Genomic DNA, 14,287 nt, shown 5'->3' with positions numbered 1-14,287 from the left:
TCAGTCGGCGGTGATGTTGTTGGCCTTGATCACCGCGCTCCACTTCTCCAGCTCGCTCCGCATGAAGGCGCCGAATTCGGCACGGCTGTTGCCGCCCGGAATGGCGCCCTGCGCATCGAGCTGGCGGCGGATTTCGGCATCGTTCAACGCGCCGGCCACGGCGCGGTGCAACGCCACCAGAATCGGCTCCGGCGTGCGGGCCGGCGCGACGAAGCCGTGCCAGTTGCTGGCATCCACACCGGGCAGGCCCACTTCGCGCATCGTCGGCACATCCGGAATCCAGGACAGGCGCTCCGCCGTGCCCACCGCCAGCGCCCGCATCGTGCCACCGCGGATATGGCCCAGCAGCACCGGCAGGTCGGCGAAGCCGAGCTGCACCTCATTGCTCAGGATCGCGAGCGAAAGCGCGCCGCCGGAGCGGTAGGAGATGTGGACGATGTCGATGCCCGCCGCGGCGCGCAGCTGTTCCGCGGCCAGATGCGGCATGCTGCCCGACCCGGTGGAGCCGAAATTCAGCGCGCCCGGCCGCGCCTTGGCGCCCGCGATCAGTTCCTGGATGGTGCGGAAGTTGCTCGCCGCCGGCACCACCAGCGGCTCCGGCACCAGCACGCCGAGGGTGATCGGCGCCAGATCCGTCAGCGGGTTGTAGGGCGTGCCGCGATCCAGGCCGGGCGAGATCGCCAGGCCGCCGGCGCTGCCCATGCCGAAGACGTAGCCATCGGCCGGGGCGCGCGCGATCATGTCGACGCCCGTGACGCCACCGGCGCCGGCGCGGTTGTCCACCACCACGGGCTGGCCAAGCGTGGCCGAGATATGCGGCACCAGCAGGCGGGCGACGATGTCGCTCGGGCCGCCGGCGCCGAAGGGCACGATGAGGCGGATCGGACGGTCCGGCCAGGCGGGCTGCGCCATGGCAGGCAGTACAGTGAGCGCGCCGAGCAGCGCGCCAAGGGCGAGGCGTCGGATCATGTGTTTCCTCCTTCGTTGAATGGCAGGCGGTAGAAACGGGTGGCGCTGCGCCAGAACAGGTCGGCCTTCTCGGCCGCGCTGGCGCCCTGGGCCAGGCGCTTGAAGGCGTTCCAGCCGGCGACGTAGCCGTAGCCACCCTTGTCGACGGGGAAGTTGCTTTCGAACATGCAGCGGCTGGTGCCGAAGATTTCGATGCAGGCCTCCATCCAGGGCCGCCAGGCCTCGGCCAGCTGGGCGGAGGACGGCGCAGCGGCACCCTGCTCCAGCCCGAAGCCCGGCAGCCGCATGCCGAGGCCGCCGAGCTTGACCATGACGTTCGGGCAGGTGGCGAGGTCGCGCATATGGCGCGACCAGTCCGCGAACACCTCCTCCCGCTTCCCGGCGAAACGGCCAATCCCCAGGATGCCGCCGCAATGGTCGAGCACGATCGGCGTGCCCGGGAAGGCGCGGGCCAGCGCCGTCAGGCGCGGGATCTGGTGGAAATACAGCCAGGCGTCGTAGCTCAGGCCGAGCGGGGCCAGATGCGCGAAGCCGGCGCGGAAGCCCGCGCTGTCCAGCATGTCCTCGGCCGGGGTGTAGGCGGGGTTGAGCAGTTCCGGCTCGAAATCCCAGGTGGCGATGTGGCGGATGCCGCGGAAACGGTCCCCGCCGGCGCGCAGATGCGCCTCCAGCACCGGGCGCACGGCATCGCCGAGGCGAAGATCCGCGAAACCCACGATGCCGGCGCAGACCCGCACATCGCCATAGCCGCCGCTGGCGCACATGGCGGCGACACCATTGGCGAATTCCGTCTCTCCCACCGGCTGCATTTCCACCGGGCCGCCCGCGCGGTGCATGGCGCGCGCCTGCACGAAGACGGTGGCGCGCACATCGTGGCCGCCGCGGATATCGGCCAGCATCTCATCCAGCAGATAGCGCCAGCCGGGCCGGTCCCACAGATGATGGTGCGGATCGACGATCATCTGGCCGGGATCGAGGATTTCCTCGGCTGTCGAGGCCAGCCAATCCTCGCGCACCGGCAGGTAATGGGTGCTCATGCTCGCGCCTCCCAGCTATCCAGTTCTGGGGCATGCGCCTCGGGCAGCCCGATCTCGAAGGCGTTCAGCGTCAGCGCGACCATCGAGTAGTAGCCCAGCAGCGCCACCAGCTCGACCATGCCGCGCTCGCCGAGCACCGCGGTGCCATGGTCATGCAGCGCCTGCGGCAGCCGCGCGGTGCCGATCAGCGTGCGCGCCACGTCATACACCGCGCGTTCCCGGTCATCGGCCAGCGCGGGTTCGCGCCGGGCGGCGATGGCGGCGACCACCTCCGGGTCCATGCCGGCCTTCAGCCCCTCGCGCTTGTGAACGGTCCATTCGTAATGCGAGGTCCAGTGCCGCGCGGTGACCAGGATGGCGAGCTCGCTCAGCTTCGGCTCCAGCGTGGTCTGGTAGCGCAGCAGCTCGCCCAGCTTCTGCGCGCGGCGCGCCAGTTCCGGGTTGCGGATCCAGGCGATCATCGGCGCCGGCACGCGACCACGGATGCCGGAGGCAGCCTCGGCGCAGGCTTCCGCCTGTTCCGGCGTGCGGTCGGCAGGCTCGGGCAGGGTCAGTCGTGCCATGCAGAATCTCCCAAAGCGGCGATCGGCGCGGGGGTGCCACCCAGCGCGGCGGTCACCGCCAGCGCCTCTCGCATCACAAGCGTCGTGCACAGCCGTTCGGCGGCGGCATCGAAGCGGTACAGCGGCAGGGTGAGGCCGATGGAGCCCGCCACCATGCCATCTGCCGCAAGCACCGGCGCGGCGATGGCGGCAACATCCTGCAGCCGCTCCCCGCGGCTGATGATGGGCAGGCGCGGCCGGTCCGCTTGTGGCGGGTCCAGCGCCAGCAGCGCGCGGCCATGCGCACCGATGCCGAGCGGCTGCATCTCCCCCACCCTGGCGAAGTCGCGCACCGGATGCGGGCTTTCCAGCCGGAACAGGCAACGGCGGCGATCGCCGTCGCGGACGAAGAAGGTGGCGCTTTCGCCGCTTTCGGCGCGCAGCCGTTCCAGCGCCGGGCGCACATGGTCATCGAGGCGCAGGCTGCGCCGGAAGCGTTCGCCGAGCAGCAGCAAGGTCGCGCCCAGCACATAGCCGCCGGCCGGCAGGCGGGTGACGAAGCCATGGCTTTCCAGCGTGCCGAGCAGCCGGAGCGCGGTGGTCAGATGCAGCCCGCTGCGCCGGGCGAGGTCCGCCAGCGGCAGCGGCCCGTCTTCCTCCCGGAATGCGTCGAGCAGCGCCAGGGCGCGGTCCACCGCGCGCACATTGCCTTCGGCACCCAATGCCTCGGGCGTGATCTCGGGCACACGCCGGGGGGGCGTGGGCAGGTCCTTGGGTTTCCTCACGCCGGAAGCCTAGCAAGTCTTTCCGCTGGTTGGAAGTATGTTGCACCTGGTGGAGAAGCCCGCTATCGCCGGGTGTCCATGAAGGAGGCCCCCGCATGTCCGCACGCTTCGCCGGCAAGATCGTCCTCGTCACCGGCGCGGGGTCCGTCGGCACCGGCTGGGGCAATGGCCGCGGCATCGCGGTCGGCTTCGCGCGCGAAGGCGCCACCGTCATCGGCGTGGACCGCGACATGGCCGCGATGGATGAAACCGCGCAACGCGTGGCGGAGGTGCAGGGCATCTTCCACGCCGCCGTCTGCAACGTGACGGACAGCGCCGCCATCGCGCAGCTTGTCGCCGGCATCGTCGCGGAACACGGCCGCATCGACATCCTGGTGAACAATGTCGGCGGTTCCGCCGCCGGCGGCCCGGTGGAAATGGCGGAGGAGGTGTGGGACGCGCAGATCGACCACAATCTGAAAAGCGTGTTCCTGACCTGCAAGCATGTGATTCCGGTGATGGAGGCGGCCGGCGGCGGCGCCATCGTCAACCTCGCCTCCACCAGCGGCATCCGCTGGACGGGTGCGGCGCAGGTGGCCTATGCGGCGTCGAAGGCCGGCGTCATCCAGTTCTCCCGCGTCGTCGCCATCCAGTACGCCACCAAGGGCATCCGCGCGAACACCGTGGTGCCGGGGCAGATGCACACGCCGATGGTGGAGGTGCGGCTTGCCGGCCAGCGCGCCGGCGGCGATGTGGATGCGTTGATCAAGCAGCGCCTGTCGCGCATCCCGCTCGGCTTTGCCGGCGATGGCCGGGACACCGCCAATGCCGTGCTGTTCCTGGCCTCCGAGGAAGCGCGCTTCATCACCGGGACGGAGCTGGTGGTGGATGGCGGCATGTCCGTGCGCTGCGGCTGAGGCGGTTCAGTCCACGGCGCATTGGTCGGAACCTGCGGCGGGTGTCAGGCGTGCTGCACGCACGGGGTGCGGATCGGCCACGATCGACGGGATCTGCAATCAGCCCGCGGCCTGGACGCGGTTGAGCGGCAGCCAGGCCTGCCAGAGCAGCCCCTCCCTCCGCCATTCCACCGTCAGCCGGCCGCCAAGCTGCCGCACCACCGTCGCCTCGATGAGCGTTGAGCCGAAGCCGCGATGCGTCGGCGTGCCGCCGATCTCGAGCCGGCCAGCCTCCATCCCGCCAGTCTCCGGGCCGCCGATCTCCAGGCTGCCAGTCTCCATCCCGCCAGTCTCCGGCCCGCCGATCTCCGGCCCGCCAGTCTCCAGCCCGCCGGTTTCCAGCCCGCAAGGCGCCGGCCCGCCCGTTTCCGCCCAGCGCAGATGCAGCCGGGGCACCCCGGCTTCCTCCACCACCGCCCAATCCACCGCCACACGCCCCGCCGGCTGCGAAAGCGCGCCGTATTTCGCCGCGTTGGTCGCCAATTCGTGGAAGGCCATGGACAGCGCCTGCACCGCGGCCGGGGCCAGCGCCAGGGTGGGACCTTCGAAGGTGGCAGCCGGGCCGGAGGGGGTGAGAAAGGCCGCCACCTCCCCCTGCAGCACGGAATGCAGCTCCGCCCCCGTCCAATGCGCCGCGGCCAGCAGCGTGTGCGCGCGGGACAGCGCCATCACCCGGCCCTCGATGGCGGTGGCGAAGGCGGCCGCATCGTGGCGTGGTGTCAGCCGCAGCGCCGCCTGCACCACGGCCAGCGCGTTCTTCGCCCGGTGGTCCAGCTCCCGCGACAGCAGCGCCTGGCGTTCCTGCGCCTCCCGCCGCGCCGTCACGTCCTGCGTCGTGCCGATCAGCCGCAGGGCGGTGCCGGTGGTGGCATCCCGCTCCACCGCGCGACCGTGGCTTTCCACCCAGCGCCACTGCCCATCCGGCCGCTGGAAGCGATACTGCACCAGGTAGCGTTCCGCCGCCCCGCTCCGCACCCGCTCCACCGCCTCATCCAGCCGGCTGCGATCCTCCGGGTGGATGCGGTCGCGCCAGGAGGGGAAGGCGCCGAACTGCTCCTCGGACCCGAAGCCGAAGATCTCCAGCGTGCGCTCCGTCCGCGTGGCGCGGCCGTGCCGGAGATCCACCTCCCACGCCCCGAGTTCCGCCGCCTCCAGCGCCAGGCGCAGGCGTTCCTCGCTGTCGCGCAGCGCCTGTTCCGCGAGTTTGAGCGCGGTGACATCGACATGTGCGCCAATCATCCGGATGGCGCGGCCCTCCGCATCACGCTCCACCTGGGCGCGGGCGGAGATCCAGCGCGTGCCGGCCTGCGTCACCACGCGGTAATCCTGCGCGTAGCTGGTGGCGGTCGCGCCGCTGGCGATGGCATGCAGGAAATGCGCCTCGGCGCGATCCCGGTCCTCCGGGTGCAATTCCCGAATCCAGCTCTCGTGGGTGTACTCGGCCTCCGCCGCGCTGCCATGCAGGTCGAGATATTCAGCGGAGCGCCGGCTTTCGCCGGTGCGGAAATCGATCATGAAGCCGCCGACGCGACCGATCCGCTGCACCCGCTGCAATTCCTCGCCCCGTTCGCGCAGCGCGGACTCCGCCGCGGCCACGGCCAGGCGCAGGCGTTCGAATTCCGGCACCTTGGCGGGGGCCACGCCGGAGGAGGACAGCACCTGGCCGGCGGCCACGGCCTCGGCATGCGCCACAAGCGCCTCCACCGGGCGCAGCAGGCGGCGGGTCAGGGCGGTGGCGAAAGCCAGCCCGATGACCAGCGCCAGGGCCCCGCCACCGGCCAGCGCCAGCATCGGCCCGCGGCGGCTGGCGGCGAAGGCGGATTCCGGCTCATTTACCCAGACCATCCAGCCAGGCGCATTGCCCAGCCGGCGGAAGGCGGTGCGGAGCGGCGCGCCGTCCAGCAGGCTGCGGCCACGCAGGATGCCGGTTCGGCCAAGCTCGGCATCCTCCGGCCGCGGCGGCCGGACCTGGCCCACCAGCCGGTCAGCGGCATGGGAATGCCCCACCATGGTGCCGCCGGCATCGGTCAGCGCGGCCGCGCCGGGCCCGGATACCTCGCGCTGCGCCAGCAGGGCGGACAGGCGCGCCGGCATCAGCGGCATGCCCACCACGCGCCATACCGCGCCATCGCGCAGCATCGGCGCGAAGACGAAGGCGACCGTTTCGCCCGAGGCGCGACCGGTCGCGAGGTCCGAGACCACCGGGCGGCCGGTCGTGAAGACCTGCTCCACCCACCTGCCGCCACCGCCCGGCCCCAGGGCGCCGCCGGGGCCTGGCAGCGGCCCGGCGCGCGGATGCGTGTTCAGCAGCGGGCGCCCATCCCGGTCCATGACCACGACCCAGCCCCCGAAAGCGACGCCGGTGTTGCGGGCCAGGTCGGCGAAGGCCGCTTCATCCACCTGCGGGAAGGCGGCGAGCACGGTCAGGGCGGCGATATGCCCGGCGATATGGGCATCGATCGCCGCAGACATCGCCTGCGCGGTATCGATCAGTCGCGCCTCGGCCGCGGCATTGCGGCTGCGCAGCGCGTCCCAGGAGGCCGCCGCGCCGAAGGCCAGCGCCGGCAGCAACACCGCCAGCACCAGAAGAACTAGATGTCCGCGCAGCCGTAGTGCCGGAATGCGCGGCCAATATCCTTTGCGCTTCGATCCCAGTTCAGGCACGGCGGGAGCCTGCTGTGGATGACTTTTGGCGTCCATCACAGCACTATATCAGCCCGCCGCAACTTGGCCGAGTGCAACCCTTGGGACATGCGCGTGGTCTTCCGGGTTGTCTCAGCTTGCAGGCCTGGGGCCGCCGCACAAGATGCCGGGCGAAGCTACCGGTGCGAAAGCGGCCAGTTGAGCCGGGCCAGGTTGTACCGGGCCAGGTTGAACCGGGCCAGTTGATCGGCCAGACGATCCGAGACAGCACGATAGGGAGGATGCGATGCGCCGCCGCGATCTGTTGACCCTGACCGGAGCGGCCCTCGCCGCCCCTGCTCTGCTGAAGACCCAGCCCGGCGCCGCCGCCACGCCAAGCCCACCGCCCGGCTACCGGGTGACCTGGTTCGACGCCAGGCAACCCGGATCGACGGAGCGCGTCGGCTCGCGCGACATCACCGCCGCCGGCGATGGGACCTTCTGGTTCTGCGGCCAGCGCAACGGCACGCTGAACCGGCTGAACCCGCGCGACGGGTCGATCCATGAGGTGAAGCTCGGCCCGGGCGCCCGGCCGCATGGTGTCATCACCGGCCCGGATGGCGCCGCCTGGGTGACGGAGGGCGGGCAGAACGCCATCGCCCGCGTCGATCCGAAGGACCACCGCGTGCAGGTCTGGAAACTGCCGGACCGCTTCGCCAACGGCAACCTCAACACCGGCGTCTTCGACAGCCACGGCACCTACTGGTTCACCGGCCAGAACGGCATCTATGGCCGCTTCAAGCCCGCCTCCGAGCAGCTGGATGTGTGGGAGGCCCCGCGCGGCCGCGGCGCCTATGGCATCACCCGCACGCCCCAGGGCACCATCTGGTACGTCTCGCTGGCCGGCAACCACCTGGCGCAGATCGAGGATCTGGACACCGCCCGGGTGCGGATCGTCGAGCCGCCGACGCCGAACCAGGGCGCCCGCCGGGTCTGGACCGACAGTGCGGGCCGGCTGTGGATCAGTGAGTGGAACAGCGGCAACGTTTCCGTCCACGACCCGCGCGACGGGTCCTGGAAGGCCTGGCGCCTGCCGGGTGAGCGGCCGCGCGCCTATTCGGTCTATGTGGACCCCTCGGACAAGGTCTGGCTGACCGACTTCCCGGCCAACGCCATCGTCCGCTTCGACCCGGCGGATGAGAGCTTCCTGTCCTTCCCCTCGAACCGGCCCGGCGCCAATGTGCGCCAGATGGACGGCGTGGCGGGCGAGGCCTGGGGCGGTGAGAGCGGCACGGACCGCATCGTCCGGATCGAATACGGCCTGTGATCCGTGGCGTTCTGCTGCTGCTGGCGCTGCCGGGGTTGGCGCTGGCGCAGCAGGGGCAGGCGGTGTTCGAGAACCACTGCGCCAGTTGCCACGCCGTGGAACGCGGCGCCCCGGAACAGGCCGGGCCGAACCTGGCCGGCGTGATGGGGCGGCGCATCGGCGGCGACCCCGCCTTCGGCTACTCCCCCGCGCTGGAACAGGCCGGCGCGGCCTGGGACCGCGACCGGCTGCTGCGCTTCCTGGTCGATCCGGAGGAAATGTTCCCCGGCACCTGGATGGGCGCGAACAGCCTGCCGCAGGCGGCGGAGCGTGCGGCGGTGGCGGACTACCTTCAGTCGGTCAGGTAGCGCGCCGTCAGATGCGCGGTGAAGTCAGCGGGGTCCAGCGCCTTGCCGGTGGCAGCCCGCAGCAGGTCCTGGAAGCCGAGGCGAGCGCCCTGGCCATGCACCTTGTCCTGCAGCCAGGCCATCATCGGCGCCATGTCGCCGCGGGCGAGCTGGGCATCCAGATCCGGTTCCGCCCGGCGCAGCGCCGCCATCAGCTGCGCGGCGGCCATGGCGCCCAGCGTGTAGCTGGGGAAGTAGCCGAAGGCGCCGTCATGCCAGTGGATGTCCTGCAGGCAGCCCAGCGCATCATGCGGCGGGGTGATGCCCAGCGACCTGGCGAGGCCCTCATTCCAGGCCTGCGGCAGTTCCGCCACCTCCAGGCTTCCCTCGATCAGCGCGCGTTCCAGGCGGAAGCGCAGGATGACATGGGCGGGGTAGGTCATTTCATCCGCATCGACGCGAATGAACCCCCGCTCCACCCGGCGCCAGAGTTTCGCGAGATTTGCCGCCGCATAGGGGGCTGGATCACCACCGAAGGCGGTCTGCAATCGCGCGCCGAGAAATTGCAAAAAAGCATCTGAGCGGCAGGCCTGCATCTCGACGATCAGGGATTGCGATTCATGCGCCGCCATCCCCGCCGCCTCGCCCACCGGCTGCCGGGCGAAGGCCTCCGGCAGGCCGCGCTCATACATGGCGTGGCCGGTCTCATGCAGCACGCCGAGCAGCGCCTTGGCGACATTGGCCTCGTCATAGAAGGTGGTGATGCGGACATCGGTGGGGGTGCCGCCGCAGAAGGGGTGCAGGCTTTCATCCAGCCGCGCATGGTTGAAATCCAGCCCCACCGCCTGCGCCATGGCGCGGCACAGATCGCGCTGGGCGGCCACCGGGAAGGGGCCGGGCAGTGGCAAGGCAGGGCCACGCGCGGCCTGGATCGCCTCCGCCCGCGGCAGCGCCTCGGCCAGCCAGGATTCATAGGCCGCGAAGACCGGGTCCACATCCGCCGCGGTGACACCGCGCTGGTAGCCATCCATCAGCGCATCATAGGGCGCCATGCCCAGCGCCTCCCCCAGCCCCTGCGCCACTTCCCGCTGCAGGCGCACCACTTCGGTCAGGTAGGGGCGAACCAGGTCGAAATCGGCGGCGGCCTTGGCCTGGCGCCAGACCTTCTCGCAGGCCGAATTGGCCCGCTCCACCGCCTCCACCAGCGCGGTCGGCAGCGCCGTGGCGCGCAGATGGGCGTGGCGCATCAGCTCCAGATTGGCCTGTCCCCAGGCATCGGGGGCGGTCGCCTCGCCGAGGTCGAGCGATACCTCCGGCGAGACCAGCAGCTCATGCCGCAGCCCGGCGAGTGCCGCGAGTTGTTCACCCCGCGCCACGCCACCGCCCGGCGGCATCATGGCGCTGGCATCCCAATGCAGCATCCCCGCCGCCTCCCCCAGGGCGCCGAGGCGGGCGAAGCGGGCGGTCAGGCGCTGATAGGCGGTCATGCGGGGTCCTTCAGGCGGCGGCGGGCCCAGACGGCGAAGACGCCGAGCAGGGACAGCGCCAGCCCATACCAGGTGATGACATAGCCGAGATGGCTGTTGGTCGGGCGCGGCAGGCTGCGCGCCGGGTCTGGTAGCGCCCCAGGCGGGCCATTCGCCGCGCCGAGCACCACCAGCCCATAGGGTGCCACCCGTTCCAGCCCCAGCGCGGCGCCGATGGCCTCCGGCACGAAGCTGTAGAAGCGCCGGCCGGCGGTATCATCCGTCGCGGCGAACAGGCCGGCGGATTCGCCGGGGCGCACATAGCCCTCCAGCGTCACCAGCCCCTCCGGCCGGGCGATCGGGAGGCGGCTTTCCAGCGGCACCCAGCCGCGATCCACCAGGATCGGCGGCGCATCCTCCCGCAGCAGCGGCACCAGCAGGTGGGTGCCGAGCACGGGCCCACGCACCTCCAGCCCCAGCAGCGCCTCCCGCCCATGGTCCAGGCGGCCGGTGACGGCGACCTTGGTCCAGGGTTGCGGGTTGGCGGGGATGGGCATGGCGGGGCTCGCCTCGGCGGCGGCGATCTCGGCCAGCAGCTGGGTCTTCCAGCCCATCCGCTGCACCTGCCAGGTGCCGAGTGCCACCAGCACGGCCAGCACCGGCAGGATCACCAGCACGGGCACCAGCAACCGGCGCCAGGTCGGGCCTCCGGTCATGCCGGCCCTATCCATTGCATTGGCCCAAAAATGGCGCGACCCCGCCCGCCGAGGCGGACGGGGTCGTTGCGTGGAACATCCGGGGGCCGCTCAGTGCGGCATGATCTCGCCGGCGCCCCACCAGTAGATGGTGACGAACAGGAACAGCCAGACCACGTCCACGAAATGCCAGTACCAGGCCGCCGCCTCGAAGCCGAAATGCTTCTGCGGCGTGATGGTGCCGCGCACCGCGCGCACCAGGCAGACGGCCAGGAAGATGGTGCCGACGATCACATGGAAGCCGTGGAAGCCGGTGGCGAGGAAGAAGATGGAGGGATAGACGCCGCCGGTGAAGGCGAACGGCGCCTCCATGTATTCCACCACCTGGAAGAAGGTGAAGAACGCCCCGAGGAACACCGTCAGCGCCAGGCCGGTGATCAGCCCCTTGCGGTCATTCTGCAGCAACGCGTGGTGCGCCCAGGTCACCGTGGTGCCGGACAGCAGCAGGATCAGGGTGTTGAGCAGCGGCAGGCCGAAGGGGTCGAAGGTCAGCGTGCCGGCCGGCGGCCAGACCGCGGTGGCGGCGGCGGAGCCCGCGACATGGTCCGGGAACAGCGCGAAGTGGAAATAGGCCCAGAAGAAGGCGACGAAGAACATCACCTCCGAGGCGATGAACAGGATCATGCCGTAGCGCAGGCCGAGGCGCACCACCGGGGAATGCAGACCGGCGGTCGCGCTTTCCTTCAGGATGTCGCGCCACCAGAAGAACATGGTCGCCAGCACGCCCACGGTGCCGAGGCCGAAGGCCCACCAGCTGCCGTAATGCGCGATCATGACGATGCCGAACATCATCACGCCGCCGGCCAGGGCGCCAAGCAGCGGCCAGGGCGACGGGTCCACCAGATGGTAGGGGTGCTTGTAGGTCGGGTGGCCGGATTCGGTTGCCATGGTCGTCCTGGTATCCGTTCAGTCTGCGCGCATCCTGGCGGGCTGCGCGAAATCAATCCTCGATGGCGGCGGCGTTTTCAAGCCCCTGCCATCGCCTCGTCGCGTCTCACGGCGTGGCGGCCGGCCGGCGGCCGACATGGGTGCCGGCGCTGGCCAGGGCACCGGCCCGCTCGGCATCCGCCAGGCTGCGGAAGAAGGTGTAGCTGACCGTGATGGTGCGGATGTCCCGCGTGTTCGGGTCCTGGCTGATCGCCGGGTCCACCCAGAAGGCCAGCGGCATGTCCACATGCTGGCCAGGCTGGAGGGTCTGTTCCTCGAAGCAGAAGCAGGCGGTCTTGTGGAAATACTTGCCCACCACTTCCGGCGTCACATTGTAGGTGGAGATGCCGGTGGAGGGCCGGTCCCCGGTGCTGGTGGCGTTGTAGAAGGCCACCCCCTCCTCCCCCACAAGCAGCCGCATGCTGGGTGTCGCGGGCTGGAAGCGCCAGGGCAGATTGGGCTGCGTGTTGGCGTTGAAGCGGATGGTCAGCACCTGCTCCCCGGCCCCGGGCGCGGCGCCGCCGCCGATCATCGGCGTGCCGTTGAAGCCGGTGACGCGGCAGAACAGGTCATACAACGGCACGGCCGCGAAGCTCACGCCCACCATGCCCGCCACGCCGGTGAAGGCAGCCAGCACGGTGCGGCGGTTGCGGCGGGCGAGGTTGCTGCGCTGTTCCGGGGTCATGGCCTCAGCTCTGCATCAGACGTGCGGTCGCGATGAAGTAGAACAACACCACCAGCGCGAGCAGCGCGCCGAGCATCGCCCAGTTGCGGCCGCGACGCCGCTTCTCGAAAGCCAGCTTCTCCTCCGGCGTCATCCGAGCACCAGTCGGTCGATGGCCAGGGCGCCGAACAGGATGAACAGGTACATCAGCGAATAGGCGAAGGTCTTCCGCGCCGCCGCATCCTGCACCAGGCTGCGGCCGGTCTCATCCTGCGCTTCCCGCAAGGTGCGGATCGCATGGTACAGGAAGCCGCCGCCGAGCAGCGTGGCCACCGCGGCATAGGGCAGGCCGGCGAAGCCCACGAACCACGGCGTCAGGCCGGCGACCGCCAGCACCACCGTGTAGATCAGGATCTGCTTCCGCGTCTCCCGCGCGCCTTCCACCACCGGCAGCATCGGCACGCCGGCGCGGGCGTAGTCGCCATGCGCCCAGAGCGAGAGCGCCCAGAAATGCGGCGGCGTCCAGGCGAAGACGATGGTGAACAGCAGCCAGGGCACCAGCGTGACATCGCCTGTGACAGCGGCCCAGCCGATGATCGGCGGGAAGGCGCCGGCGGCGCCGCCGATGACGATGTTCTGGCTGGTCCGGCGCTTCAGCCAGGCGGTGTAGATTACCACGTAGAACAGGATGGAGAAGGCGAGCCAGCCGGCCGCTACCCAGTTCGTCGCCAGCCCCATCATGGCGACGGAGATGACGGACAGCACGATGCCGAAGCCCAGCGCCGCATTCGGTGCGATGCGCCCGGCCGGGATCGGCCGCCGCTGGGTGCGGCGCATGATCGCGTCGATATCGCGGTCATACCACATGTTCAGCGCACCAGCGGCACCGGCGCCGAGGGTGATGCAGAGCACCGCCGTCAGCCCCAGCACCGGGTGGATCGACCCCGGCGCCACCAGCAGCCCGATCAGGCCGGTGAACACCACCAGGGTCAGCACGCGCGGCTTCAGCAACGCGATCCAGTCGCGGACCTCGGACAGGTCGCTGCCGGTGTTGCCGGCCGCGACGGGAATCGTGGTGCTGCTCATCAATCCTTACCGGACGCGCGGAAGTTCATCGAAGGAGTGGAACGGCGGCGGGCTGCTGACCTGCCACTCCAGCGTCGTCGCACCCTCGCCCCACGGATTCGCCGCAACCTTCGCGCCGCGCGTCAGCGTCACGTAGAGCACGTAGAAGAACATGAGGAAGGCGGCCACCGAGATGTAGGACCCGATGGAGACGACGAAGTTCCAGCCCGTAAAGGCATCCGGATAATCCGGGTAGCGGCGCGGCATGCCCTGGTTGCCCAGGAAGTGCATCGGGAAGAAGGTCAGGTTCACGCCGACGAAGGTGAGCCAGAAATGGATCTTGCCCAGCATCTCCGGGTACTGGCGGCCGGACATCTTGCCGAGCCAGTAGTAGATTCCGCAGTAGATGCCGAACACCGCACCCAGGCTCAGCACGTAGTGGAAATGCGCCACCACGTAGTAGGTGTTGTGCAGGATCTGCGTCAGGCCGGCATTGGCCAGCACCACGCCCGTCACGCCGCCCATGGTGAACAGGAAGATGAAGCCGATAGCGAACAGCATCGGCGTGTCGAACTTCATCGAACCGCCCCACATGGTGGCGATCCAGGAGAAGATCTTGATGCCGGTCGGCACCGCGATGACCATGGTCGCGGCCATGAAGTAGGCCCGCGTGTCCACGTCGATGCCCGAGGTGAACATGTGGTGCGCCCACACGATGAAGCCCACCACGCCGATCGCGACCATGGCGTAGGCCATGCCGAGATAGCCGAAGATCGGCTTGCGGCTGAAGGTGGAGATCACGTGGGAGACGATGCCGAAGGCCGGCAGGATCATGATGTAGACTTCGGGGTGGCCGAAGAACCAGAA

General features: G+C 70.1%; 15 protein-coding genes. 3 read left to right on the top strand and 12 right to left on the bottom strand.

The genetic code is table 11. From position 1 onward, the window contains the following. From Q8S40_RS01385 to Q8S40_RS01370, 4 genes are read right to left on the bottom strand one after another with little or no spacing between them, the layout of a single operon-like run. Nucleotides 1–969: a tripartite tricarboxylate transporter substrate binding protein gene (locus Q8S40_RS01385; protein ID WP_304810145.1), complete on the bottom strand. Its 969-nt coding sequence runs from the start codon at nucleotides 967–969 to the stop codon at nucleotides 1–3. Then, nucleotides 966–2,006 (bottom strand): amidohydrolase, encoded by a 1,041-nt coding sequence (locus Q8S40_RS01380; RefSeq protein WP_305668999.1) that lies wholly within the window; start codon nucleotides 2,004–2,006, stop codon nucleotides 966–968. The genes Q8S40_RS01385 and Q8S40_RS01380 overlap by 4 nt, the downstream gene beginning before the upstream one ends. After that, nucleotides 2,003–2,569: a carboxymuconolactone decarboxylase family protein gene (locus Q8S40_RS01375; RefSeq protein ID WP_304810149.1), complete on the bottom strand. Its 567-nt coding sequence runs from the start codon at nucleotides 2,567–2,569 to the stop codon at nucleotides 2,003–2,005. The genes Q8S40_RS01380 and Q8S40_RS01375 overlap by 4 nt, the downstream gene beginning before the upstream one ends. Continuing rightward, nucleotides 2,557–3,333 (bottom strand): IclR family transcriptional regulator, encoded by a 777-nt coding sequence (locus Q8S40_RS01370; protein WP_305668998.1) that lies wholly within the window; start codon nucleotides 3,331–3,333, stop codon nucleotides 2,557–2,559. The genes Q8S40_RS01375 and Q8S40_RS01370 overlap by 13 nt, the downstream gene beginning before the upstream one ends. 95 nt (nucleotides 3,334–3,428) lie before the next feature. On the opposite strand from Q8S40_RS01370, the gene Q8S40_RS01365 reads away from it, so the two are divergent. After that, a complete protein-coding gene (locus tag Q8S40_RS01365) occupies nucleotides 3,429–4,229 on the top strand; it encodes an SDR family NAD(P)-dependent oxidoreductase (protein ID WP_305668997.1) in 801 nt (266 codons plus the stop codon). A 99-nt stretch (nucleotides 4,230–4,328) separates the two neighbouring features. On the opposite strand, the gene Q8S40_RS01360 is transcribed toward Q8S40_RS01365, so the two are convergent. Beyond that, complete coding sequence (locus Q8S40_RS01360) at nucleotides 4,329–6,932, bottom strand: PAS domain-containing protein (protein WP_305668996.1); 2,604 nt, start codon at nucleotides 6,930–6,932, stop codon at nucleotides 4,329–4,331. Between the two features lie 265 nt (nucleotides 6,933–7,197). Between Q8S40_RS01360 and Q8S40_RS01355 the strand changes: the two genes are divergently transcribed. Next, nucleotides 7,198–8,217 (top strand): hypothetical protein, encoded by a 1,020-nt coding sequence (locus tag Q8S40_RS01355; RefSeq protein WP_305668995.1) that lies wholly within the window; start codon nucleotides 7,198–7,200, stop codon nucleotides 8,215–8,217. Beyond that, nucleotides 8,214–8,564: a cytochrome c family protein gene (locus Q8S40_RS01350; RefSeq protein WP_305668994.1), complete on the top strand. Its 351-nt coding sequence runs from the start codon at nucleotides 8,214–8,216 to the stop codon at nucleotides 8,562–8,564. The genes Q8S40_RS01355 and Q8S40_RS01350 overlap by 4 nt, the downstream gene beginning before the upstream one ends. On the opposite strand, the gene Q8S40_RS01345 is transcribed toward Q8S40_RS01350, so the two are convergent. From Q8S40_RS01345 to Q8S40_RS01315, 7 genes are all read right to left on the bottom strand, one after another. Next, nucleotides 8,549–10,030 (bottom strand): carboxypeptidase M32, encoded by a 1,482-nt coding sequence (locus Q8S40_RS01345; RefSeq protein WP_305668993.1) that lies wholly within the window; start codon nucleotides 10,028–10,030, stop codon nucleotides 8,549–8,551. The genes Q8S40_RS01350 and Q8S40_RS01345 overlap by 16 nt on opposite strands. Then, nucleotides 10,027–10,725, bottom strand: coding sequence for an SURF1 family protein (locus Q8S40_RS01340; protein WP_305668992.1), 699 nt, complete (start codon nucleotides 10,723–10,725; stop codon nucleotides 10,027–10,029). Before Q8S40_RS01340 ends, Q8S40_RS01345 begins: the two co-directional genes overlap by 4 nt. A gap of 90 nt (nucleotides 10,726–10,815) precedes the next feature. After that, nucleotides 10,816–11,652 (bottom strand): cytochrome c oxidase subunit 3, encoded by an 837-nt coding sequence (locus Q8S40_RS01335; protein ID WP_305668991.1) that lies wholly within the window; start codon nucleotides 11,650–11,652, stop codon nucleotides 10,816–10,818. Nucleotides 11,653–11,758: 106 nt separating this feature from the next. Next, nucleotides 11,759–12,376, bottom strand: a complete 618-nt coding sequence (locus tag Q8S40_RS01330; protein WP_305668990.1) for a cytochrome c oxidase assembly protein — start codon at nucleotides 12,374–12,376, stop codon at nucleotides 11,759–11,761. A 4-nt stretch (nucleotides 12,377–12,380) separates the two neighbouring features. Beyond that, nucleotides 12,381–12,509, bottom strand: coding sequence for a hypothetical protein (locus Q8S40_RS01325; protein ID WP_304810165.1), 129 nt, complete (start codon nucleotides 12,507–12,509; stop codon nucleotides 12,381–12,383). Then, a complete protein-coding gene (locus Q8S40_RS01320) occupies nucleotides 12,506–13,441 on the bottom strand; it encodes a heme o synthase (RefSeq protein ID WP_305668989.1) in 936 nt (311 codons plus the stop codon). Before Q8S40_RS01320 ends, Q8S40_RS01325 begins: the two co-directional genes overlap by 4 nt. A 6-nt stretch (nucleotides 13,442–13,447) precedes the next feature. Then, nucleotides 13,448–14,287 (bottom strand): cbb3-type cytochrome c oxidase subunit I (locus Q8S40_RS01315; protein ID WP_305668988.1); only part of this gene is annotated, 840 nt, incomplete at its 5' end.

The sequence above is a fragment of the Falsiroseomonas sp. genome, from assembly GCF_030695085.1.
GTDB lineage: Bacteria > Pseudomonadota > Alphaproteobacteria > Acetobacterales > Acetobacteraceae > Falsiroseomonas.
Note: the sequence above shows the minus strand (reverse complement) of the source record. Positions and strands in the feature narration are given on the sequence as shown.

Coding starts and splice junctions, on each gene's coding strand:
- Q8S40_RS01385 (WP_304810145.1), bottom strand. CDS start 969: ATGATCCGACGCCTCGCCCTTGGCGCGCTGCTCGGCGCGCTCACTGTA.
- Q8S40_RS01340 (WP_305668992.1), bottom strand. CDS start 10,725: ATGACCGGAGGCCCGACCTGGCGCCGGTTGCTGGTGCCCGTGCTGGTG.
- Q8S40_RS01380 (WP_305668999.1), bottom strand. CDS start 2,006: ATGAGCACCCATTACCTGCCGGTGCGCGAGGATTGGCTGGCCTCGACA.
- Q8S40_RS01375 (WP_304810149.1), bottom strand. CDS start 2,569: ATGGCACGACTGACCCTGCCCGAGCCTGCCGACCGCACGCCGGAACAG.
- Q8S40_RS01355 (WP_305668995.1), top strand. CDS start 7,198: ATGCGCCGCCGCGATCTGTTGACCCTGACCGGAGCGGCCCTCGCCGCC.
- Q8S40_RS01365 (WP_305668997.1), top strand. CDS start 3,429: ATGTCCGCACGCTTCGCCGGCAAGATCGTCCTCGTCACCGGCGCGGGG.
- Q8S40_RS01330 (WP_305668990.1), bottom strand. CDS start 12,376: ATGACCCCGGAACAGCGCAGCAACCTCGCCCGCCGCAACCGCCGCACC.
- Q8S40_RS01335 (WP_305668991.1), bottom strand. CDS start 11,652: ATGGCAACCGAATCCGGCCACCCGACCTACAAGCACCCCTACCATCTG.
- Q8S40_RS01325 (WP_304810165.1), bottom strand. CDS start 12,509: ATGACGCCGGAGGAGAAGCTGGCTTTCGAGAAGCGGCGTCGCGGCCGC.
- Q8S40_RS01320 (WP_305668989.1), bottom strand. CDS start 13,441: ATGAGCAGCACCACGATTCCCGTCGCGGCCGGCAACACCGGCAGCGAC.
- Q8S40_RS01345 (WP_305668993.1), bottom strand. CDS start 10,030: ATGACCGCCTATCAGCGCCTGACCGCCCGCTTCGCCCGCCTCGGCGCC.